This window comes from Dietzia sp. SL131, assembly GCF_026672565.1.
In the GTDB taxonomy this organism is placed as follows: domain Bacteria; phylum Actinomycetota; class Actinomycetes; order Mycobacteriales; family Mycobacteriaceae; genus Dietzia; species Dietzia kunjamensis.
In genome coordinates this window covers 1,857,654-1,879,599 of record NZ_JAPPRI010000003.1, presented here as the reverse complement: position 1 = coordinate 1,879,599, position 21,946 = coordinate 1,857,654, and the positions used below count along the sequence as shown (strand labels likewise).

23 protein-coding genes, 1 tRNA gene and 1 pseudogene are annotated in these 21,946 nt (G+C 67.3%); 11 read left to right on the top strand and 14 right to left on the bottom strand.

The genetic code is table 11. From position 1 onward, the window contains the following. The first annotated feature begins 122 nt into the window (after positions 1-122). Complete coding sequence (locus OVA21_RS09590; RefSeq protein WP_069389151.1) at positions 123-527, top strand: four-helix bundle copper-binding protein; 405 nt, start codon at positions 123-125, stop codon at positions 525-527. A gap of 174 nt (positions 528-701) precedes the next feature. On the opposite strand, the gene OVA21_RS09585 is transcribed toward OVA21_RS09590, so the two are convergent. From OVA21_RS09585 to OVA21_RS09555, 7 genes are read right to left on the bottom strand one after another with little or no spacing between them, the layout of a single operon-like run. Beyond that, complete coding sequence (locus tag OVA21_RS09585) at positions 702-2,117, bottom strand: NADH-quinone oxidoreductase subunit N (RefSeq protein ID WP_042329325.1); 1,416 nt, start codon at positions 2,115-2,117, stop codon at positions 702-704. Positions 2,118-2,138: 21 nt separating this feature from the next. Continuing rightward, complete coding sequence (locus OVA21_RS09580) at positions 2,139-3,629, bottom strand: complex I subunit 4 family protein (protein WP_007626381.1); 1,491 nt, start codon at positions 3,627-3,629, stop codon at positions 2,139-2,141. Positions 3,630-3,631: 2 nt separating this feature from the next. Further along, positions 3,632-5,578 (bottom strand): NADH-quinone oxidoreductase subunit 5 family protein, encoded by a 1,947-nt coding sequence (locus OVA21_RS09575; protein WP_069389149.1) that lies wholly within the window; start codon positions 5,576-5,578, stop codon positions 3,632-3,634. Next, positions 5,575-5,877 (bottom strand): NADH-quinone oxidoreductase subunit NuoK, encoded by a 303-nt coding sequence (locus OVA21_RS09570; protein ID WP_017836397.1) that lies wholly within the window; start codon positions 5,875-5,877, stop codon positions 5,575-5,577. Before OVA21_RS09570 ends, OVA21_RS09575 begins: the two co-directional genes overlap by 4 nt. Further along, positions 5,874-6,437, bottom strand: a complete 564-nt coding sequence (locus OVA21_RS09565) for an NADH-quinone oxidoreductase subunit J (RefSeq protein ID WP_268092340.1) — start codon at positions 6,435-6,437, stop codon at positions 5,874-5,876. Before OVA21_RS09565 ends, OVA21_RS09570 begins: the two co-directional genes overlap by 4 nt. A 3-nt stretch (positions 6,438-6,440) precedes the next feature. Beyond that, positions 6,441-7,376 (bottom strand): complex I subunit 1 family protein, encoded by a 936-nt coding sequence (locus OVA21_RS09560; RefSeq protein WP_017836399.1) that lies wholly within the window; start codon positions 7,374-7,376, stop codon positions 6,441-6,443. Next, positions 7,369-8,076: a hypothetical protein gene (locus OVA21_RS09555; RefSeq protein ID WP_223210110.1), complete on the bottom strand. Its 708-nt coding sequence runs from the start codon at positions 8,074-8,076 to the stop codon at positions 7,369-7,371. The genes OVA21_RS09560 and OVA21_RS09555 overlap by 8 nt, the downstream gene beginning before the upstream one ends. 21 nt (positions 8,077-8,097) lie before the next feature. Here OVA21_RS09555 and OVA21_RS09550 point away from each other — a divergent pair, with 21 nt between their 5' ends. Beyond that, positions 8,098-8,547 (top strand): hypothetical protein, encoded by a 450-nt coding sequence (locus tag OVA21_RS09550; protein ID WP_254050713.1) that lies wholly within the window; start codon positions 8,098-8,100, stop codon positions 8,545-8,547. Between the two features lie 95 nt (positions 8,548-8,642). Here OVA21_RS09550 and OVA21_RS09545 read toward each other — a convergent pair whose 3' ends face one another. Continuing rightward, entirely contained in the window at positions 8,643-8,987 is a 345-nt protein-coding gene (locus OVA21_RS09545; RefSeq protein WP_007626392.1) for an NADH-quinone oxidoreductase subunit A, read from the bottom strand. Positions 8,988-9,319: 332 nt separating this feature from the next. On the opposite strand from OVA21_RS09545, the gene OVA21_RS09540 reads away from it, so the two are divergent. From OVA21_RS09540 to OVA21_RS09500, 9 genes are all read left to right on the top strand, one after another. Then, positions 9,320-9,634: a heavy-metal-associated domain-containing protein gene (locus OVA21_RS09540; RefSeq protein WP_311200806.1), complete on the top strand. Its 315-nt coding sequence runs from the start codon at positions 9,320-9,322 to the stop codon at positions 9,632-9,634. 388 nt (positions 9,635-10,022) lie between these two features. Beyond that, on the top strand, positions 10,023-10,199 hold the full coding sequence (locus OVA21_RS09535) for a hypothetical protein (RefSeq protein WP_268092338.1): 177 nt from the start codon (positions 10,023-10,025) through the stop codon (positions 10,197-10,199). 395 nt (positions 10,200-10,594) lie between these two features. After that, positions 10,595-11,872: a phosphopyruvate hydratase gene (gene eno, locus OVA21_RS09530; protein ID WP_268092337.1), complete on the top strand. Its 1,278-nt coding sequence runs from the start codon at positions 10,595-10,597 to the stop codon at positions 11,870-11,872. Positions 11,873-11,935: 63 nt separating this feature from the next. After that, a complete protein-coding gene (locus OVA21_RS09525) occupies positions 11,936-12,838 on the top strand; it encodes an FtsB family cell division protein (protein ID WP_268092335.1) in 903 nt (300 codons plus the stop codon). Then, positions 12,835-13,386 carry a DUF501 domain-containing protein gene (locus OVA21_RS09520; RefSeq protein ID WP_268092334.1) on the top strand — a complete coding sequence of 184 codons (552 nt, stop codon included), beginning with the start codon at positions 12,835-12,837 and terminating at the stop codon, positions 13,384-13,386. The genes OVA21_RS09525 and OVA21_RS09520 overlap by 4 nt, the downstream gene beginning before the upstream one ends. A gap of 32 nt (positions 13,387-13,418) precedes the next feature. Then, positions 13,419-14,402 carry a Ppx/GppA phosphatase family protein gene (locus tag OVA21_RS09515; RefSeq protein WP_268092333.1) on the top strand — a complete coding sequence of 328 codons (984 nt, stop codon included), beginning with the start codon at positions 13,419-13,421 and terminating at the stop codon, positions 14,400-14,402. Positions 14,403-14,454: 52 nt separating this feature from the next. After that, positions 14,455-14,528 (top strand) — tRNA-Leu (locus OVA21_RS09510). A 271-nt stretch (positions 14,529-14,799) separates the two neighbouring features. Next, positions 14,800-16,110, top strand: coding sequence for a type II toxin-antitoxin system RelB/DinJ family antitoxin (locus tag OVA21_RS09505; protein WP_260488173.1), 1,311 nt, complete (start codon positions 14,800-14,802; stop codon positions 16,108-16,110). Further along, complete coding sequence (locus OVA21_RS09500; RefSeq protein WP_260488171.1) at positions 16,107-16,943, top strand: hypothetical protein; 837 nt, start codon at positions 16,107-16,109, stop codon at positions 16,941-16,943. The genes OVA21_RS09505 and OVA21_RS09500 overlap by 4 nt, the downstream gene beginning before the upstream one ends. Here the strand turns inward: OVA21_RS09500 and OVA21_RS09495 are convergent. From OVA21_RS09495 to OVA21_RS09470, 6 genes and pseudogenes are all read right to left on the bottom strand, one after another. After that, positions 16,940-18,262: a phospholipase D family protein gene (locus OVA21_RS09495; protein WP_268092331.1), complete on the bottom strand. Its 1,323-nt coding sequence runs from the start codon at positions 18,260-18,262 to the stop codon at positions 16,940-16,942. The two genes, OVA21_RS09500 and OVA21_RS09495, sit on opposite strands and share 4 nt — an antisense overlap. Positions 18,263-18,368: 106 nt before the next feature. Further along, positions 18,369-18,581: pseudogene (locus OVA21_RS09490) on the bottom strand (integrase core domain-containing protein); the annotation flags it as partial. Between the two features lie 48 nt (positions 18,582-18,629). Next, positions 18,630-18,911, bottom strand: coding sequence for a DUF6262 family protein (locus OVA21_RS09485; RefSeq protein ID WP_007632371.1), 282 nt, complete (start codon positions 18,909-18,911; stop codon positions 18,630-18,632). After that, on the bottom strand, positions 18,908-19,900 hold the full coding sequence (locus OVA21_RS09480) for a tyrosine-type recombinase/integrase (RefSeq protein WP_268092330.1): 993 nt from the start codon (positions 19,898-19,900) through the stop codon (positions 18,908-18,910). The genes OVA21_RS09485 and OVA21_RS09480 overlap by 4 nt, the downstream gene beginning before the upstream one ends. Next, positions 19,884-20,813: a hypothetical protein gene (locus OVA21_RS09475; RefSeq protein ID WP_268092329.1), complete on the bottom strand. Its 930-nt coding sequence runs from the start codon at positions 20,811-20,813 to the stop codon at positions 19,884-19,886. The genes OVA21_RS09480 and OVA21_RS09475 overlap by 17 nt, the downstream gene beginning before the upstream one ends. A 25-nt stretch (positions 20,814-20,838) precedes the next feature. Then, positions 20,839-21,927, bottom strand: coding sequence for a tyrosine-type recombinase/integrase (locus tag OVA21_RS09470; RefSeq protein WP_096906459.1), 1,089 nt, complete (start codon positions 21,925-21,927; stop codon positions 20,839-20,841). Positions 21,928-21,946 lie beyond the last annotated feature (19 nt).

Genomic DNA, 21,946 nt, shown 5'->3' with positions numbered 1-21,946 from the left:
TCGGAGACGATCTCCCAACTGGGCGGCGGCGATGGCTACGGTGACGGGTACGGCCTGCGGCAGGGAGACCCACTGCGCCGCCCGTCGGAGGCGTTCTAGACGACATCGACTACGGAGGAACAATGAGCACCACCGCCATGATCAACTCCCACCCCAATCCCACCAGTGGTCTGGACGTGGACCGCCTCGCCGAGGCGATCGACGCGGCGCTGGCCTGCGCGCAGTCCTGCACTGCGTGCGCGGACGCCTGCTTGGCAGAAGAGGCGGTTGCCGACCTGCGGAACTGCATCCGTACCAATCTCGACTGCGCCGATGTCTGCGTCGCCACCGCTTCCGTCCTGAGTCGCCGAACGGGCAGCAACCTGACCGTGGTCACCGAGTTGCTCAAGGCCTGCCGTGCCGCGTGCGCTACTTGCGCCGAAGACTGCGAGGCTCACGCCGACATGCACGAGCACTGCAAGCTGTGTGCTGACGCCTGCCGTCGTTGCGAAAAGGCCTGCAGCGACCTCCTCAGCGCCATTGGCTGAACCCGCGGCGCCGCTGTAGTCGTTGCTCGACTGGGTGTGCGACTTAGGTCCTACGGCGACAACCGACGATCTAGGGGGTTCTCTCCTATAAGCGGGCTCTCCTGTACGGCCCCCGGCTCCCTCCCGCACCTACTCGACGCCCCTTCCGGCTGGGGAAGGCTGCCGCTCCCAGCCCTACAGGATCCCGGGGCCGTCGAGGGCAGCCCACAGGACACCGGCCAGGACGCCCAGCGCCAGGCTCGCGGTCGCGGCGACCGCGGCCGTGACGGCCGGCCAGGCGGCCATCCCGCCGCGTCCGGGGAACTCGGCGGCTTGGGAGTCGGGTCGGGCGAAGACGGGGGCGAACCAGCGCAGGTAGTAGAAGAGGCTGATCACGCTGTTGACCACCACCACCAGAGCCAGCCACCCGTGACCGCCGTCCCAGGCGGCGGTGGCGGTGGTCAGTTTGCCCACGAAGATCGCCAGGGGCGGGGTGCCCACCAGCCCCAGCAGCGCCACCAGCACGGTCAGTCCCAACCCTGGGCGGGAGCGGGCCAGCCCGCGGTATTCGGCGAGCGTCCGGTGCTCGGGCAGGGCAGCGGTCACGGCAAAGGCGGCGACGTTGGTCACGGCGTAGGCGGCCAGGTAGAACAACAGCGAGGGCAGGGCCAGGTCGCTGCGCCCGGCTGCGGCCACGGGCACCAGCAGGAACCCCACCTGCGCCACGGTCGACCAGCCCAGTAGCCGGCGGGGATCGGTCTGCCAGTAGGCGGCCAGGTTGCCCAGGAACATCGAGGCGGTGGCCAGTAGGGCGGCGACGAGCAACCAGGAGTGCTCTTCGGCGGAGACCGTGGCCACCAACCGGTACACGGCCACCAGCGCGCCCACCTTGGGCACGGTGGTGAGGAACGTGGCGGCGGTGACCCCGGAGCCCTGGGCGGCGTCGGGCACCCAGAAGTGCATCGGCACCCCGCCGGCCTTGAACAGCAGCCCGGCCAGCACCCCCAGGATGCCTGTCCCCACGGCGGCGTCCGGTGCGGTGGGCAACGCCTCCCGGAGCAGGGCGTAGTCGGTGCCTCCGGCCAGGGCATAGAGCACGGTGACGCCCAGCATCAGCAGGATCCCGGACAGCGCCCCCATGAGGTAGGTCTTGACCGCCGCCTCGGCGCCCAAGCGGCCGCCGGTGAGTCCGATGATCCCGTACAGCGGGATACTGGCCAGCAGGAATCCCACGATCAGCACCAACAGGTCGGTGATCCCGGCCAGGACCATCACCCCGGCGGTGGCGAAGAGCAGCAGGGCGTAGGTGTCGGATTCGCGCGGGGAGTCCTTGAGCTCCCCGGAGGCCACCCCCAGGATCAGCAGGGTGGCCAGGGTGGCTATCACCCGTGCGGCGCCGGTGGCGGTGTCCACGGCAAAGGTACCCGCAAAGGCGCTTTGCGCAGGCCCGGCCATAGCCACCGCGGCGGCGGTCGCGGCGCCCAGTAGCGCCAGGGCGGCCGCGGCGCGGGCGATCCACTGGCGCTGCCGGGGGAGGAACGATCCGCCCAGTAGCACCGCCAATCCGCCGGTAAAGACGATGATCTCGGGCAGCAGCAGCCCGGGGCTCATCTGCATGGAGGCGTCCACGGGTTACCGTCCCACCAGTTCCACGAGGGCGGCCGAGCTCGGCTCGATCACCCCGAGCAGCACCAGCGGCAGCACTCCGATCAGCACGGACAGCGCCAGCAGAGGGCCGGCCGACCACAGCTCGTGCGCCCGCAGGTCCGCGAACCCGGGGGAGCGCCCGGCGGCGGGCCCGGTGAAGACCCGCTGCAGGGCCCGCAGGAACAGGGCGGCGGTGATCACGATGCCCACTAGCGCCACTGCGGTCACCGGGGCCACGGCCACGCTGCCGGCGAAGATCTGGAACTCGGCTATGAACCCGGAGAATCCGGGCAGGCCCAGGGAGGCAAAGGCGCCGATCGCGAACAGCGCCGCGTACCGCGGGGCGGGGCCGGCCAGCCCGCCATAGGAACCCAGGTCGTAGGTCCCGGCCCGGCTCTGCATGACCCCGGCCAGCAAGAACAGGGCGGCGGTGATCAGTCCGTGGCTGACCATCTGCACCATCGCGCCGGTGACCGCCACGGACCGGGCCTGCTCGGCACCCTCCACCAGCAGCCCGGCCGCACCCAGGGCCAGGACGATGTAGCCCATGTGGTTGACGGAGGTGTAGGCGATCATCCGCTTGAGGTCGGTCTGGGCAAGCGCCACCAGTGCGCCGTAGAGCACGGAGACGATTCCCACGGCCACGATCACCCAGGCCCACGCCCGCCAGACCTCGGGCAGCATCGGCATGGCGATCCGCACGAAGCCGTACGCGCCCATCTTCAGCAACACCCCCGCCAGGACGGCCGAGCCGGCGGCCGGGGCGTCGGTGTGGGCCGGGGGAAGCCAGGTGTGGAACGGCACGGTGGGGGTCTTGACGGCCAAGCCCACCAGGATCGCCGCCAGCACCAGCCCCCCGGCGAGCGGCTCACCGGCCAGCGGGGGTGCGGCGACCAGCTCGGGGATGTCAAAGGTGTGGGGCGCCGAGAACACATACAGCCCGATGAAACCCAGCAGCAGGGCCAGCGACCCCAGGAACGTGTAGAGGAAGAACTTCAGCGCCGACCGGGCCGCATTGCCGTGGCCCCACCCGGCGATGATGAAGTACATTCCCACGATCGACAGGTCAAAAAAGACGAAGAACAGGATCAGGTCGGCCGAAACGAACACGCCGAGGCTCATGCTCTGCAGGAACAAAAATAGCGCCGCCTGCACGCGCGGCCGGTCCGAATCCCGCAGGCAGTACACAGCGCACGCCAAGAACACCACGACCGTCATCGCCACCAGCGGCAGGGACAGCCCGTCGATGCCCACGTGGTAACTGCTGCCCACCCCCGGGATCCACGGCACCTGCTCCTCGAACGCCAGCCCGTTCGGTCCCGGGTCCTTGTAGCCGGCCCACACCACGGCAACCAGCAGCACTTCCAGCACGCTCACCGCTATCCACGCCCATCGCGCGGCCGCCGGCCCGATCGCCGGCACCGCGGCCAGGACGGCGGCGGCGGCCAAGGGGAGAAAGACGATCAGACTGAGCATGCTCATCCCATCACTGCGTAGACGGTCCAGGCCACCACGGCCACGGTGAGCACCGCGACGGCCTGCAGGAGGTACTGGTGGACGGCCCCGGTCTGCGGGGTGCGGGCCAGGTGCCCGAGTCGGCGAACCCAACCGGCCAGGCCCTCGACGGCGCCGTCGACCACGGCGTCATCGAGGCGGGCCGCGCCCTGCCCGGCCGTATGGGCGGCCCGTGCGGCTGCTCCGACTCCGGCGTCGAGGACCTCGTCGTCGAACCGCGCCACGGACCGTGCCAGCATCGGGACGGCCCCGGCCACGGAGGTCACGGCGCGGTCCAGGACCGCGTCGTCGAACCGGGCCAGGAGGTGCGCCAACCGCATGACGGGAACGACGACGACAACGTGCGCAGCAGCCTCCAGCCCCAGCCACCGCTCGGCCCACCCGAGTTCCGGGGCGCGTAGACGTCGCATCAGCAGCACCACGGCCAGGGCGATGGCGGCCGAGACCACGAGCTCGAGCGCCGTCACCTCGCCGTGCCCGCCCATCGCCTGGGCGAGGGCGCCGCTGAGCGGGGGCAGCGCCAACACCGACAGCCCGGCCGCCCCCGCGGCCAGCACGACCAGCGGGGCCTGCTCGAGCGCCCCCACCTGCCCGGTGCCGAGCTCTTGCGTTGCGCCGACCTCCCGCCCGGCGGTGGGCTCCTCGACCCGGGCCTGGGCCCCGCGGTGCCAGATCGTCCATAGGACCTTGCCGGAGTAGGCCGCCGACAGGGCCGCCGCCACCAGTCCTGTGGCGTAGAGCCAGGCCGAGGTCTCCAGGGCCCCAGCCAGCACCGCGTCTTTGGTCGCCCACAGGGACAGCGGTGCGATCCCGGCCAGGGCCAGGGCTCCCACGGTCGCGGTCACGCCCACCACCGGCCATCGGCGGCCCGCCCCGCGCAGTTCCGTGAGCTTCTCGGTGCCCAACGCGGTGAGCCACGCCCCGGCAGCGAGGAACAGCAGCGCCTTGGTGGAGGCATGGGCCACCAGTTGGGCGGCACCTCCGCTCACCGCGCCCACTCCGGCGGCCAGCACCACAAATCCCATCTGCGCCACAGTGGACGCCGCCAGCAACTGTTTGAGATCCCGTTGGGCCAACGCCACGATCCCCATCGCCACCGCGGTCAGTAGCCCGATCCACGCGGCGGCCGGGCCCGCCCACCCGGTGGAGGCGAGCAGCGGCTCCACGCGCAGCAGCAGGTAACCGCCCATTGCCACCATCGCCGCCGAGTGCAGCAGTGCGCTGACCGGACTGGGGCCCTTCATCGCGCCGGAGAGCCAGAACGAGAACGGCAGCTGCGCGGCCTTGCCCAGTGCCGCCACCAGGATCCCGGCCGCCACCACGTGCCGCCACGGGCTCTCGGCCGCCGGCAACTCGGACAGGCCCATACCGGCGCCGCCGGCCAAGGCAGCGCCGGCGGCCAGGTAGAGACCCAGGTCGGCGGTACGGGTGGTGAGGAAGGCCGTGAGCCCGGCCGAGACGCGGTCGGTGTCCCGCCACCAGAACCCGATCAACGCGTACGAGGTCGCGCCCATCAACTCCCAGGCAAACAGCAGCGCCGGCAGGCTGGCGGCCGAGGCCGTGATCAGGGCCGCGGCGGCGAAGAGCAGCATCAGCCCGTGGAAGCGGGGCCGGGCCGCCCGGATGTTGCCGGCCGCAAAAACCAGCACCAAAAGGGTCACCACTGCGACCATCGGCAGGGTCAGCGCCGCCAGGGCGTCGACCTCCAATGCCACGTCGACGCCGGCGATGAACGGGAACGCCACCGCAGGCCGCGCAACGGCGACGACAGCCGCCAGCAGCGCGGTCACGGCAGCGGTCGATACCGCGATCGGGGCCGCAACCCGCTCCGCCCGGGTCAGCGCGAGCACCGCACCCACGGCAGCCGGGAGCACCACCAGGGTCAGCAGCAAGGTCTGGTCGGCGGTCATCCGGAGAGATCCTCGGCCATGTCGGTCATGTCGGTCTGCCGCTTGCGGTGCAACAGCGTCGCCACGGCAAAGCCCATGGCCATCTCCACGGTCATGGCCGCCAGCACCACCAGCAGCAGCACCTGCCCGGAGGGGCCCGGGGCCAGGAACCACCAGAACCCCGCGGCGGCCAGGAGCACCCCGTTGATCATCAACTCCAGGCCCATCATCACCATCACCACCACCTGCTGGGACAGGGCCCCGTAGAGCCCGACGGCGAACAGGGCGGCGGCCACCACCAGAACGGCCTCCAGGGTCATCGACCCACACCTCCCGGCTGGGGGTCGTCGGCCGGGCGGCGCCGCAGATCGTCGCCGAGCCGGTCGTAGCGGGTGCGCCCGGCGGCCAGGACGATCCCGGCCACGATGGTGGCCACCATGACCGCGCCCACCACGGCCATCACCAACATCTTTTCGCCCATGATCTCCAGGCCCAGTGCGTTGGTGAGGTCCTCGAGTGGGGCGCCACGTCGCTCGGGCCACGGGATCAGCAGCGCCCCGGCGGCCAGCAGCACAAAGACCCCGACCGAGGTGCCGATCGCGGTCTTCTTCCCGTGGGTCATGTCCATCGGCATCAGCGCCGGGTTCATGCCCATGAACATCACCATGTAGACCGCCATCACCGCCATCTCCATGACCATCATCAGAATCGTGATGATGCCCAGGTAGCTCTGACCCAGCAGCAAAATCATCACCCCCACGGCGATGAACGATGCCGCCAGCGCGTAGGTGGCCCGGGCCATCGAGTCCACCACGAACACGGCCGTCCCCGCGGTCACCGCCACCACAGCGAGTACCCAGAACACGATCCCGACCAGCACGGCTCAGCCCTTCCAGACCACGACGAGGGACACAAGCAGATCCTGGGCCACGACGGCCGGGAGCAAGACAGTCCAGCCGATCTCCATGAACCGATCCGGTCGCAGCAGCGGAAGTTTGCGCCGCGCCCACACCAGAACCGTCAGCACCAGCGCTGTCTTGACCAGCACCCACGCCCAGTCGGGCAGGACGGGCCCGGCACCACCGCCGAGGAAGAGCGGCACCGAGAACGCCGCCCCGGCGGTGAGGAACAGGTAGCGCCCGGCCTGCAGGACCAGCCGATCGACCCCCGAGAGTTCGGCCGTCACCCCGCCGACGATGTCCGCGGACAGGGCCGGGGCGAATGGACCCCATACAGAGAAGCCGGTCACGCCGATCAGGAAGACCAGGAACGCCACCGGCATCCACACCACAAACCACACGCCGTCCTGCGCGGCCGCGACGTCGCCCACCGCCAGACTGCCGGCGGCGATCGCCGGGGCCACCAATGCGAACATCAGCGGCAGCTCATAGGCCAGCCCGTGCGCGAGGAAGCGGTAACCGCCCACCAGACCGTGGATGGAGTTGGCGCCCCACCCCGCCAGCCAGACCAGGGCCCACACCATGACGTCGACGGCGTTGAACCACACGACTCCCACGTCGAGGTCCGCCAGTGTCCAGCGGCCCAGCGGGATCACGGCGATCATCAGGAACGCCCCGACCAGCATGCCCGCGCCGCCGATCCGCCACAGCAGGGTGTCCGCGGCGACCGTCGTGCGGCGACGCTGCCGCAACAGACGGGCCGCACGGGCCAGGGGAGTGGGCCCGCCACGACCGCCGCCCCGCGCCGGCGACGAGAGCACCCCGTCCAGCGCCACCGCGAACAACGCCAGCCCACACAGGATCACCCCGGCCAGCACGGCCCACCCACCGGACACGGTCGTCACCACGGTCTCAGACATGCCCCACCTCCCGGACGGCAGGATGCGAGCCCAGATCAAGGCTCGCCACCGCCAAGCGCACAGTGCCCAGCTCCAAACCGGTCACCAGGTCCGGCACCACCGCCCACGGCACAGTTAGTTTGTCCGCAGATTCCTGCGCTGAGCCGCCATCCGCCCGGTCCGGCGTTGCGCCGCCGACCTCGACGCGGATCCGTTCCAGTTGGGCCAGCAACCGGTCGTGGGCATCCCCGAGGCAGTGCCCCGGCAAGCCGTGGCGCTCCAGATCGGCCGGGCCGAGCGGCAGCACGCCCCGCAATGACCAGCGCAGCAGCCGCGACCTGCGAACCTTCCGGTGCAGACGCTCGACGGCGTCACGGGCGGCACCGGGATCGCCCGTCAGAATCCCGTCCCGGGCACGGCGGGCGCAGTCCGCCAGGTCTTCGGCACCGGCCAGTGCCAGCAGTGCCATGACCTGATCACATTGGGTCACCGTGGCAGACGCGTGGTCCGTGGGCCGACCGGGTGCTCCGGCCCTGTGCTCCGTCGCGTCGATCACCGAGGCGGTGGCGTCGACGACAACGTCCCCCTGTAGCGAGCAGTGCAGCACGAGCCCGGCCGGCCAGAACGGCAATACCGGACCGAGCGGCAGATGGAGAACATCCATCTCCAGGCCGTCGCGGTCCTCCCCGCCTTCGGCCAAGGGAATCCCGGCGGGAGCCATGTCCATATCCCCGTGGCCTTCATGGCCCTCGTGCCCGCCGTGGTCTGCGTGGCCCTCGTGGCCACCATGCCCGCCATGGTCTTCGTGGCCCTCGTGCGCCTGGCGATCCGCGTGCTCTTCGTGGTCCGAGTGTCCACCGTGGCCCTGGTGTTCCTCGTGTCCTTCGTGGCCCACGTGCCCTTCGTGCCCTTCGCCATCAGCATTGTTCGCGTGATCGGACATCGAGGGCTCCTGCGCCCGTTCGCGGGCGTCGGTCCGGTGATGGGAAGTGTCGAGCAGGAGCGCAGTGGCATTGTCGAGGGCGGGAACCACCGCTCCGGGCGAGGCGATGCCGATGCGCACCCGAGGGCCGGGCATCTGCTCCCAGAGGCGGTTCGCCAGATCCGACAGCTCAGGGCCCGGCGCACCACACACGACGAGCACGTCCCCCTGAGCCGGACTACTGGCTATCCGCCACCCGCGACGGAGTAGCTGTTGCTCAAGCTCCATCCGAGTCGCCCACTGGCCCGGGGCCTCGACGACGAGCACCCGGGTGGCCTGGACGGCGAGGCGGGCGAGAAACGGGCTCAAGCCCATCGGAATGCGCCTTCTCGCCGTGCCCAGGCCACGGCGACTAGCAGGGCACCAAGGAACAGGAACATCTCCACCACCGCAGAGAGCCCCTTCTCGATCACCACCACGGCCCACGGGTACATAAAGAGCATCTCGACGTCGAAGGCCAGAAACACGATCGAGGCGAGGTACCAGCGTGCGTGGAACCGCGACAGGGCGTGCTCCTGCGGTGCCCACCCGGATTGGGCCGGCAGGACTGTCAACGGGTCGGAGGTAATGCTGGCCACGCGGTGGAGTGCATAGAAGAGAGCAACGACAGACAGCGCCACCAGAGCCACGGACACGATCCCTGAGGACATGACGGTCTCTCCCCTTTCTCGCGGTCGAACATCGAGGCCGGTCGCTGAGCGATGGGAGTCACCTTAACGGATTACCGCGATCGATAATCTCGTTCCAGCTCGGCGGTCAGCCGTGACCGGGGCCGGCTCCGCAGAGCAGCAGGAAATGATGGGCGCTGTAGGGCACCGGCAGAGGGTGCTTTCAGGGGCCAGTCCGAAAACCGCGGTTCTCCGAGCCCGATCGACCAGCCTCGGGCAACGTGTCCTGGGGCGCCCACCTCGCTCCCTCGGTGCCAAGGTCAAGATCTCGTGAAGAAACCTGACGACTCGAATCATGTACCCACCGGGGGTATATGATTCTGGTGTGGGATCGCCCCACGGCGTTCGGCGAAAGGATTAAGACGATGACGGCCACCACATACCAAGTTCAGGGGATGACCTGCGGGCATTGCGTTTCGTCCGTGAAAGCCGCTGTTGGTGCATTGCCCGGCGTGATCGGCGTCGAAGTCAACTTGCAGGCAGGAAGTATGACAACGACCGGAACCGCGACTACCCAGGCCGTATCCCAAGCCGTGGCCGACGCCGGATACGCGATAGTCTCCGCAGATCAGACGGTCGGTGTCTCCTTGCCCATGGCGAGTGGAACGGGTGGCTGCTGCTGCAGCTGACGCTTGTCTTGCGCCTGGCGGAGGTCTTGCGTGGGGACCGGGTCGCCATCAGTTGCCGCCCCGGTTGCGGGCGGTGATGAGGGCGGGTGAGTCCACTGAGTCCTCCTGGATGGTCCTGGCGGGGTCGGGCTCACTCTAGGGGCCGGGTACGTCACCGTCGGCGCCCGCTGGCGGGCAACCCGCCGAGCTGCCGAGACGCCGGGCCGCCGAGCCGCCGGGGGCGAGCGTGGGGAGCCGGCGTGCGGCGCGTTCGGGACGAAGTCCATGACGATGGCGACGACGACACGGGCCCGCGGCGGCCAGAGTTCTGGTTGCGGGCTGGTTCGTATTCACGCAGGCCGTGCCGGACCCGCAGGATTGGCATAGTTTCTCGACAGGGGTGATGAGTATGCAGAGCCGGGATGGTGAGGACGCAGTCAGGCTCGCGACACTTCGTGCAGCAGTCGAGCTGGGCTGGGCTGACGTGGCGGCGGGCCGCTACGTGGATGTCGGCGACTCGGACCTGGACGACGCCACCGCGTACATCCGCGCACGAGCAGTGGCCGACGGTCGGTCACCTGGGTGACGGCGACATTCCGCCTCACGGTGAGCGCGGGTGAAAAGTCTGTCTGGTCTGCCGTTTCGACCCGGACATGCTCGTGGTGGGCGGGGTTCTCCACGACGCGATGGACGTGGGCCAGCACGTCGATCCTGCTCACGTGTGGAGCTGAGCGAGGGCGGCTGGGGAGAGGTATGCGCCCGGAATGGACCAGACCGGGTGCGTACCCGGGCCGGCGGCGTACATAGGGGACGCGCAACCCCGGAGGGGGCGAAGGCCGGCCAGGCGGGGGCGGGGTGAGCGCCCCCGGCCCAGCCTCGTCCCGCCCTGTAGACCGACGTGGAACAATGGCCAGCGGACTGCGCCCGCCTAGCGGCGCCGGCCACGCACACGAACCCACGAACTTCCCCCTAGGAGCACAGATGGCGCTTATCGAGCAGGTCGGAGCCCGGGAGATCCTCGATTCGCGAGGCAACCCCACCGTCGAGGTGGAGGTGCTTCTGGACGACGGCTCGTTCGGCCGCGCCGCGGTGCCCTCGGGTGCGTCCACTGGCGCCCACGAGGCCGTGGAGCTGCGTGACGAGGACGAGCGCTACATGGGCAAGGGCGTCACCAAGGCCGTCGAGGCCGTGCTGGACGTCCTCGCCCCCGCCGTCATCGGCATCCCCGCCGAGGATCAGCGCGTCGTGGACGAGGCCCTCCTCGACGCCGACGGCACCCCCAACAAGTCGACCGTCGGCGCCAACGCTGTCCTCGGCGTCTCGCTGGCCGTCGCCCGCGCCGCCGCCGAGTCGTCCGGCCTCGAGCTGTACCGCTTCATCGGCGGTGCCAATGCCCACGTACTGCCCGTGCCGATGATGAACATCCTCAACGGTGGCGCCCACGCCGACTCGGGCGTCGACGTGCAGGAGTTCATGATCGCCCCCATCGGCGCGCCCACGTTCCGTGAGGCCCTGCGCATGGGCACCGAGGTGTACCACCACCTCAAGACCGTCATCAAGGACCGCGGCCTGTCGACCGGCCTGGGCGACGAGGGCGGGTTCGCCCCCTCCGTCGAGTCCACCACCGCCGCGCTCGACCTCATCGCCGAGGCCATCGAGAAGGCCGGCTACTCGCTCGGCACCGACGTCGCGCTCGCGCTGGACGTCGCGGCCACCGAGTTCTACTCCGGCGGCAAGTACCACTTCGAGGGCAAGCAGCTCTCCGCCGCCGAGATGGCCGACGTCTACGCCGAGCTCGTCAACAAGTACGCGCTGGTCTCCATCGAGGACCCGCTCGACGAGGACGACTGGGACGGCTGGAAGACGCTGACCGACATGATCGGCGACAAGGTCCAGCTGGTCGGCGATGACCTCTTCGTCACCAACCCGCAGCGCCTGGCCGAGGGCATCGAGAAGGGCCTGGCGAACGCCCTGCTGGTCAAGGTCAACCAGATCGGCACCCTCACCGAGACGCTGGACGCCGTGGACCTGGCCCACCGCAACCGCTACGCCTCGATGATGTCGCACCGCTCCGGCGAGACCGAGGACACGACCATCGCCGACCTCGCCGTGGCCTGCAACTGTGGCCAGATCAAGACCGGCGCCCCGGCCCGCTCGGAGCGCGTGGCCAAGTACAACCAGCTGCTGCGCATCGAGGAGATGCTCGGCGACGCCGCCCGGTACGCCGGCGCCGAGGCGTTCCCGCGCTTCAACGCCTGACGGCACCAACACCGCCCGTCGGCAGGTCACCGCTGACGGGCACGTAGTCGGAAAGGAAGGCGCATGGCCCGCCCGCCCCGCCCCTCGGACCGCCGGGGAGACGCACGCGATCGTGCGGCGTCCCGGCGGCCCGGGGAGGCGTCGGGTGCCATCCGTCGCCGTGCGAACGGGACGGGCCGGGGATCCGCCGACCGGGGGAGTAGCACCGGCCGTGGCCCTGGCGCTGTCGGCCGCGACGGGGTCGACGGGCAGGGCGGTAACGACCAGCCCGCCGACCCCACCCGCCGGGAGCCGACGCGTCGGCGGACGCCGAGCCGCGAACGGGACCGGCCCGTCCCGGCCTCTGCCCGCTCCGGCCGGGTCGGCACCACCGCGCATCCGGAGGCCCACCGCCTCACCACGCGCACGGACCTGTCCGACACCCTGTTGGGCCCGCGGAACTACACCCCGCGGCGGATCGGACTCCTCGCCGTCGTCGCCATCATCCTGCTGGTCACCGTGTCGTTCCCGTTGCGCAATCACTACCAGTTCCTGCGCGACGAGAAGACCGTGGCGCAGGAGCGGGCCGCGCTCGAGGCGACGATCGCCGAGCTCGAGGCCGAGGAGCAGATGCTCTCGGATCCGGCGTACATCGAGCAGCAGGCCCGCATCCGCTTTGGCGCCGTGAAGCCGGGGGAGACCCCGTACCGCGTGTCGATGGTCGACCCGATCGAACAGGCTGTGGCCGAGCAGAAGGCCGCCGAGCTGGCGGCGCAGCCGTGGCAGACGCGCGTGTGGAACTCCATCGCCGAGCCCGCCGACCCGATCATGCCGGAGGACTCGGCGGTGCTCCAGGGCACGTCCATCCCCGGTGGCCCCGACACCCCGCCGGTGCCGGTCGTGCCCGGCGTGCCCGGCGCCGATGACCCCGCCGCCCCCATCCCGGGCGGCGTCCAAGATCAATCACAGGAGGACCCCCCAGCGTGAGCGCCGAGCAGAGCGTGACCAGCGAAGACCTCGACGCGATCCAGGCCCAGCTGGGCCGGCCGCCGCGGGGCGTGTTGGAGGTGTCCTACCGCAGTCCCGATGGTCAGCCCGGGGTGGTCAAGACCGCGCCGCGGCTGGAGGACGGCACCCCGTTCCCCACGCTGTACTACCTCACCGATCCGCGGCTCACCGCCGAGGCGAGTCGGCAGGAGTCTGCGGGGATCATGAGGGGGATGACGACGAGGTTGGCCCAGGAGCCCGAGCTGGCCGCCAACTACGTGCAGGCGCACGAGCGGTTCCTCGCCAAGCGCAACGAGATCGAGGACCTCGGCACGGACTTCAGCGGTGGCGGCATGCCCGAGCGCGTCAAATGCCTGCACGTGCTCATGGCGTACGCGCTCGCGGAGGGGCCGGGCGTGGTCTGGCTGGGCGACGAGTCCGTGGCGCTGGCCTGCGAGGCCGGGCTGCGCGGCACGGCGCTCCCGCAGGAGTGGCCGACTCCCGAGGAACTGGGGATCCCGGACTACATGGCCATGGACCAGCAGTGAGTTCGGCTGCCGGAGAGGAACGCAGCGGCTCAGTGCGAGTTGGCCGTGTTCGGGTCGGAGCTGTCGACTGCGGCACCAACTCCATCCGGCTGCTCGTCGCCGAGGGCGCCCCCGGCGAGGCCGGGCTGACCGACGTGGTGCGCGAGATGCGGATCATCCGCCTGGGCGAGGGCGTGGACGCGACCGGACGGCTGTCCGAGGGCGCGATCTCCCGCTGCCGCACCGCGCTCACCGACTACGCGGCGACCATGGCCGAGCTCGGCGTGCAGGCGGTGCGCATGGTGGCCACCTCCGCCACCCGCGACGCGGACAACAAGGACGAGTTCTTCCACATGACCGCCGAGGTGCTCGGCGAGCACTTCCCGGGCGCGCAGGCCGAGGTGATCTCCGGGCAGACCGAGGCGGAGCTGACCTTCGCCGGCGGGGTGTCGGACCTGTCGCCTACCGACGGCCCGTTTGTGGTGACCGACCTCGGCGGCGGTTCCACGGAGATCGTCGTGGGCGAGCTAGTCCGCGGCGAGGTGAAGATACTCGGCGCCCGCAGCCTCGACGTGGGCTGCGTGCGGATCACCGAGCGGGTGCTGCACTCGGATCCGCCGACTGAGGACGAGATCGCCGAGGCACGGGCCGTGATCGCCGACGCGCTGGCCGAGGCCGGCGACGTCCCGGTCGGCCGCGCCGCCCGCTGGGTGGGCGTGGCCGGCACCTTCACGACGCTCTCTGCGTTGGCGCAGGGGTTGGGGGAGTACGACCCCGAGCGGATCCACGGCAGCGTCATCGCGCTGGATCGCATGCGCGAGGTGTGCGACCGCCTGGTGGCGTCGACGGTCACTGAACGCCGCAGCCTCGGGCCGATGCACCCGGGCCGCGCGGACGTAATCGGCGGGGGCTCCATAGTGGTCCAGGCGCTGTGTGATGTGATGGCAGAGCGCGCGGGGTTGTCCGAGCTCACGGTGAGTGAGAAGGACATCTTGGACGGCATCGCGATGTCGGTGCTGACCCGCCTGGCCGGCTAGCCCGACCAGGCTTCCTTCGCGCCACGCGGCCCCTCTTCGGCGGGGCCAACGAGCCCCCATAGCCCAATTGGCAGAGGCAGACGGCTTAAAACCGTTTCAGTGTCGGTTCGAGTCCGACTGGGGGCACTCTATCTCACACACACACCGTTAATGCTGTGAACTGAGATAGCTGTGACGTTCAATTCGCAAAGTTCGGGACCATGACACGTTCCCCGAAAATTCTGGTTAGTGCGAGGAATTCGCCGAAGGTGGCTCGGTCTTAAGAACCACCGAAGGCGTTCCGAAATCTGCCCGCCTAGCGCAATGGGGCTCGTCCAATTCAGAAGGGCCAGAGGAAGTCCGAACTCACTGTGGCGTCTCTTGATGGACGCTCTCTCGCAAGAGACGCTGTGCTACAATGTGCTACAAGACTTCTAGTTCGCGTTGGGAGAGAACGATCAACTACAACCCGACCACCACCATCCGCATCGCGCCGCCGCTCAAGCTCGAAGCCAACGCGGTCTTCAAAGAGCTGGGGATCACCATGAGCACCGCCGTAAACGCCTTCCTCGCCGCAGTGGTCCGCACCGGTCGCATACCCTTTGATCTCGAAATCTCACAGCCATCGACCTCGGGGCACAACCGACCCTCTTCGTCAGACTTGCCGAGGAATGCTGCACTCAACCGCGCGTTTCGGGCAAAGAAGGACGAATTTTATACGCAGTACGAAGATGTTGACAAAGAACTCGCTCACTACCCTGGCCAGTTCAACGGCAAGCACGTGCTATGTAACTGCGATGACCCCTTTGAGTCCGCATTCTTCCGGTATTTCCTTTTGCACTTCGACGAGCTGGGGCTCGCAAGTCTAACGTCGACGTGCTATTCATCCTCCCCGGTGGCCGGGCAGGAGTACCAGCTAGAGACGGGCCAATGGCCATACATCGCTGTCGTGACGCGAACGCCAGACGGAGACCTAATCCTGCCCGATGATTCGCTCGACCTTGAGACCGTCTTCGACATGGAGGGCAACGAGATTTCTTGGTTGGAGGGGGACGGGGACTTTCGCTCCGCGGAGTGCGTCGACCTTCTGAAGGAGGCGGACATCGTCGTCACCAACCCGCCATTCAGTCTTTTTCGTGAGTACATGGCCCAACTGGTCGAACACAACAAAAAGTTTCTTATCCTCGGGAACATGAACGCGGCGACGTACCGCGAGGTTTTTCCTCTCTTCCGCGACAATAAAGTCTGGTACGGAGTGTCCATCCGTTCGGGAGACCGGAAGTTCCACGTGCCAGACTCCTATCCTTTGGGTGCCTCGAACTGCGGCATTGATGAGTCCGGGAGGCGCTTTATTCGCGTTAAGGGCGTGCGCTGGTTTACCAACCTTGATAACGCGCGGCGACACGAAGAATTGATATTGACCCGAAAGTTCAATCCCTCCGATTATCCGCGGTTCGATAATTACGACGCGATCGAGGTAAGTCGCACGATGGACATTCCAGCGGACTACGACGGGCTTATTGGAGTACCCATTACCTACCTTGACCGATACAATCCGAGCCAGTTCGAGATTGTGATGCTCGCCAACGGTAACGCTAGAACGAACGTCACGGCCGAGACTCTCAGCGCCGTAGGGTACGTTCCGGACCCAGGCGACAAGGGCGGGGTCGGGATGATCGACGGACAGCGCTCATACGCGCGCATCCTCGTACGTCGGGTCGCAGCTTGACGCCGCCTCTGAAAGTCCCATGTACCTATCAAGGGGGCAAGCAACGCGTCGCCGCGCAGATCGCGGACATACTGCTTAATGCCGCACCACACGCGAATAGCCAGTTTTTCGACCTGTGCTGCGGGTCCGGTGCCATCTCCGTCGAACTAGTGAACCGAGGAGTTGCTCCTGAGCGCATCACGATGCTCGACTCGAGTTCGTGGGGCGCCTTCTGGGCTGCGGTCGGTACGAGTACGTTCCGCATCGAGGTGTTCGAGAAGCATCTCGCCCGCATCCCCGAGGAAAAGTGCCGAGTAAAAGCACACATGGCAGAGCTGTCACGCCAGCACCCTGCCGAATTTGAGGCGGAAATCTATCCGATCCTGCAGTCTTGTTCTTTCGGAGGGAAGCAGCTCTGGTGGGACGGCGTCGCCTGGAAGAATGCGTTTTTCCGAGACTATTGGCAACCCACTGCCACGAGCGTGCGCCGCAGCCCTGCAAACCCAATGCAGCCCCGGCCGGAAGAGCTGTACCGGCGGGTCCGTGAGATCACGCTACGCATGGCTGGCGTCACCGGGTTACGCACGGATATCGCCTCGATCTTGGACGGTGAGGTTCCTGCAGACGCAGTTGTCTACATTGATCCGCCCTATTCGGGGACGACAAACTACGGCTTCGACTTCGATATTCTTGGTTTCACTCAAGCCTTTCGTGCCCGGACCGACGCCGCCCTGTTTGTCTCCGAGGGTCGTGCGCTGAGCGAGGTTGCCGTCGAGCTGCGCTTTGGCGGGGCCAACGGCGGAATATCAGGCAATCGTGCCAGCAAACACCGCGAGTGGCTGACGCGCTTCTAGAAGATGCCGAGCAGCTTGGCGTTCTGGGTACGGCCGTTGTATGCGGTTACCACCGCGGCATCTACGAAATCGTTTAGGTCAGATTCGCTGAAGACAGATAGGTAATAATAGTCGTCCCGCACACGCGTGAAGGTCACGATTTTTTGCGGTAGGAAGTAGCCGCCGCTGGCAAGCTCAGAAAAGACCTTGGTTATCCTCACTCCGTCGGCCGACTTGCCCTTAATCTGCACCCTCCAGGTGCCATTGGCGTGCTCGCCTTCAGGGAACTTAATGGTGTTACCAAAATAGTCAATACCTTCGAAGTTAATTACTATTTCCTTCTCGTGCGCGGTGTTTTCTGGGTCGACTCCGAAGAACTCGACTGCCCCGCGCATAAAGCCCGGCTCAGTGTGTTCATAGTGTGTGCCTGCAACATCGCCGCTGTGCAGAAGCGAGGTTTTGGAGAGGTCGAGAATGTTACGCGAACCGCCGGTCATTTTTCGCGTTTCCAGCCACAGCGTTGGGTCGCCGGACTTGTTAGCGTCGAGAACCGGGATCGTGGATTCCTCCGGCACGGTCCTAGGTTCCTCCCGCACCTTCGCAGGTTCCTCCCGGACTATCTCGGGCTCCCCGGGCGCGGTCACAGATTTCTCCCGCACCGTCGTGCGCTCCTCCTGCGCCGTAGGAGAAATTCGTGGCAGCGAGGGCAAGTACGCACGCGGCCCGGTACCGAAGAGTGGTTGGCCGGGTGCCGTCGCTTCCGCGGCTTGGCGGCGCCGGATCTGCGTCTTAACTTCCTTTTCGACGTATTGGTTGGACAGCAGCGTGTGGATGTCCTCCTCGTTTTCGATTAGCTTAGTCGTATCCGTGAGAGCGCGCAGGCGCTTGAGGTGGGCGTCGACAGATCGGCGCATTTGCAAGTGATCCGGAGTCCCGCTTTCCAGGCTCAGCCGAATCGAGGTCTCAAAATTGGACCACAACCCTCCCGCAGTGAAGTTGTGAGAGCCGACAACGAGCACCGACCGCTCCGGCGCCTCAAAGTTGTATAGCTTTGTGTGAAAAGTCTGACCGTTCTCGTCATGAATGACGCGGAGACTGGTCGCGACGGCGAGCAGGTTTACTAGAGCCTCGTATGATGTCCCGTTCATGTCTAGACCTACATAGAAGTGCAGGTCTCCACCGCTGTCTCGGAATCTCCGCATAGATTCCCGCAACCGCAAGACGCCGTTGTTCTTCGCAAAGGCAACTACAACGCTCAGTGTGTCGAATTCGCCAGATTCGAGGGTTTCTGAAAGGTACTCGCCAAGCTGACCGTCAGAGGGTTGGGACAGTAGGATCATTGCGTCGATCTTAAATGAGACCAAGCTAGCCGGGGCACGAACGCCCGGACAATTTAGTCGGCGTGACCTGCCGCGTTGATTTCGGACAGCGGAGTTGATGGTTTCTCTACGCTGCCGTTGCCGGCTGGAGGCCAGCGTAGTGCACCTCGTTCGGGCGCTTGTAGCCGAGCGCTGAATGGCGTCGTCGGGTGTTGTAGAACCCCTCGATGTAGCTGATGACGTCGCGCCTGGCCTGCCGCTTCGTGGCGTAGACGGTGCGGTGGACGCGTTCGTTCTTGAGCGCGGAGAAGAACGACTCTGCCATCGCGTTGTCCCAGCATTATCCGGCTAATCGGGGGCCTGATGGGCCGTTGGCCGGATAACGCGGTCAGCGGCGCATGCGGCGGAGTTGCTCGTCGTGGCGGCGCACTTGCTCTGCGAGGCAGTTGACCGCGGTTCGCAGGGTCGCGAGTTCATCTGTGAGCGAGGCCATCGGAGTTTCGGGGTGCTTGTGGTGCTCGACGATGGTGCGCAGTTCAGTGCTGCGATAGATCGTCGAGCGGCTCAGTCCGGTGGCGGCTGCGATGGCGACGACCGTGATCGGTTGGCCTTCGCGGGCCAGGTCTGTGCAGGCGCGTTCGACGAGGTTGATCTTGCCGCGGGCGGTCATCCTGCGGCCGCTTCCGTGTCGGCGATGAGCGCATCGAGGCGGTTCAGGAGCTTGTGGTGGCGGTCGGCTTCGTCGATCCACCCTCGGCTTTCGGCGTCGCGGGCAAGTGCTTCGGCGTCTATGCGTTGGGCCGCCAGGATCGGCAATGATGAAGGCTCTGTGCGGTAGCTGGGGCAGTGTTCGCAAATGTTGGCGTAGGTGCAGGCGCCCTGGGCTGGGGCTCGTAGACAGAATCCTCCTGCCATGCGCGATTTGAGCAGCGGCGTGTCCTGCCAGGGACGTCCGCCGGTGATGTCGGCCAGCGGAATTTGGATCCGGCCACCGGGGCTGCCCGGTGCCGGGTTCTGGGGCGGGGTGTTCTGTTTGGCCAGGTCCAGGGCTCGTTCGTATTCCTCGCGGATGGTGGTGTCGAAGAGTCGGCCGTAGCGCAAGCTCATCTCGGCGCTGACGTGACCGAGTAGGGCCATCAGTGCTTGCAGGGAGACGCCAGCGTTGACCAGTGCGGTCGCGTAGGTGTGGCGCAGCTGGTGGGAGGTGATGTGGTCGAGTCCGGCGATATCGGCGGCGTGGTTGAGTTCGGCGCGCACGCCCTGTTGGGTCAGTCGGCGTCCGAGGTAGGTGAACAGAAACTGTGCTCGGCGCCGGTACCGCGGGTGAGGCAACGGCTGGCAGTGGGAGCGAATCTGGATGACCCTGTCGATCAGTTCGAGGGTCTGATCATCGAGTGGGACCATCCGCTCGGTGGCCATCTTGCCCAGGGGAACCTTGAGCCAGGAGCCATTGCCGTCGATCTCGTGGACGCAGTCCAGTTCCAGGTCGAGCAGCTCGCCGATACGTAGTCCACAGGCTCGCTGCAGGCGCAGAGCCAGCGCAGCGAGCTCGTTCGCGGGATGGGTGGTCAGTGCTTGTTGCAGGCGCCGATCAGCGTCGATCGGTAGGTACCGTGGCAGCACCTGCGGGAGTTTGGGGATGTCATCGCGGAAGAGCACTTTCCTGCCGGGGGCCGCGTCCCAGCCCCCACTCGGTGATATCGGTCAGGAACGTCATCACGGCGATCACGCGTCGGTTGCGGTCGCCGTTGCTGATCGGTTTTCCGTCCTTGTCGCTGACCGAGTCGGGCAGCGAGGACAGCCAGGGCTCGATATGGTGGCGCCGATCCAGGTCGGCCACGCTGGCAAGGTCAGGATCGATGCCGGTCAAGAACACACCGAAGTGCTTGAGTCGGGTGGCCATGGTCGAGACGGTCTTGACCTGGCAGGTTGCCTTCTTTCGCTCCAGGTAGGCGACCATTTCGTCCCGGATCGATGGGGTGATCTCGGCCAGTCGCTCAGCCAGCGGGATCGGGCCCCCGGCGCGGGGCAGCTGGTCGACCACGCCCAGGTGGTACAGCACCGTCTGGGTGGTGCTGATCGCCGATAGGTAGTGGCTGTGGCTGGTCCCGGTACGCCGTCCTCGTTCATGGCAGGCTGCGGCGAACGCATCGAGGTCGCTTTGGGTCAGCTCGGTGATCGGGCGGCCAGTCTGGATCAGTAGCCGCACCGGCACCTGCGACCCGGTCGCCAGCCGCACCCGCAGTGAGAACCCCAGGTCCTCGGATGCAGACAGAAATCGATCGATCTCCGGCTGCAGCCAGCTGGACTGGATTTCTCTCCAGATCGAGGACAGCTTGCGTTCGAGCAGATAGTCAAAGCCGGGACGAAGGCCCTGGTGAACCATCAGGTACGTGATCAGCGGGCGGGTCTGACTTCCCGCGGCGAGCCGGTCGGCAAGTGGCTGCTGGGCCCAGGCCTCGGGGTCGGGCCAGGTGCGCAAGAACTTCCGTGCGGCGCGCTCGTAGACCGCGTTTCCCCGGCCCGTAGCGGCGAGGCGATCGAGGTAGGCCTGCAACAGGTCCTCGGCCACCAACCCCGAACCGGTGACGGCGGCGTCACCGGGCCTGGTTGCGAAGGCGTGCACGTGCGGCATCGAACTCCCCTTTCACGTGGACCGGAGCCAGATGAACGTAGCGGGCAGTGGTATCGACGTGGGCGTGCCCGAGCAGGGCCTGCATCACCGCCAGGTCGACGCCGGCCTCGGCCAACACGGTGCCGAAGGTGTGCCGCAACGCGTGTGGATGTCCACCGGTGACTCCGGAGATCTCCCGGTGGTACCGAAAGATCGTGCGCAGGCCCGCCGGAGTCAGCCCCTGCCCGCGGGTGGCGCCCTTAGCCACCAGAAACAGCCGATCCGAATCGGATTCGGGACGTTCTGCCAGCAGATACACATCAATCACTGCCCCGACGTCGGGATCCAGGGGCACGCGACGCTGCTTGGCGCCCTTGCCGGTGACGGTGATCCACCGCCCTCCAATGTCGACGTCGGTGACGTTCAGCCCCAGCACTTCGCAAGATCGCAGGCCGCACCACAGCATCAGTCCCGCGATCGCCCGGTCTCGCCACGTCCGCAGACTCGCGACCAGGGCCGCCGCATCCGGCGCAGACAACGCCACCGGCAACGTTCTCGCCTCCCGCAGTCGCAGCGCCGAGCGGGGCTGTCGACGTCTCCTGGTGTGGGCGAGCATCCCAGACCTCTCCCCAGCGACCAGCCACCGCGCCTCGCGACCTCGCGGGACGGGATTGATGGCGTTCGGATCCCTGAGCCCAGTGAAGGAGTACAGGCCCGAGATCGCCGCCAGGCGCCGATTGATCGTCGTGGCCGCGTACCGGTCCACTCGCTCGCCAGTCATCGTCACCACGTTCGTCCCCACCCGGCCCGGGACCGTCGCCTCCCGGCAGACCCTGAGATAGTCGAGCAGGTCATTGGTTATCACCGACGCGAGGTCGAGGTCCTGATCGAGCAACCACCGGCAAAAGGCCAGCAGGTCATACCCATACGCTCGAACCGTCGCCGGCGAGTAGTTCCGATCCAGCAGATAGAGCAGATACTCATTCACGAGCTGGAACCGGGAGGCCTCCGACCCAGCCAGCACCCAACCGTGGTCATCTCGTTCAATCCGAAGGCCGAGTCTGCTGTTCATGGAAACAGGTGTAGCACTT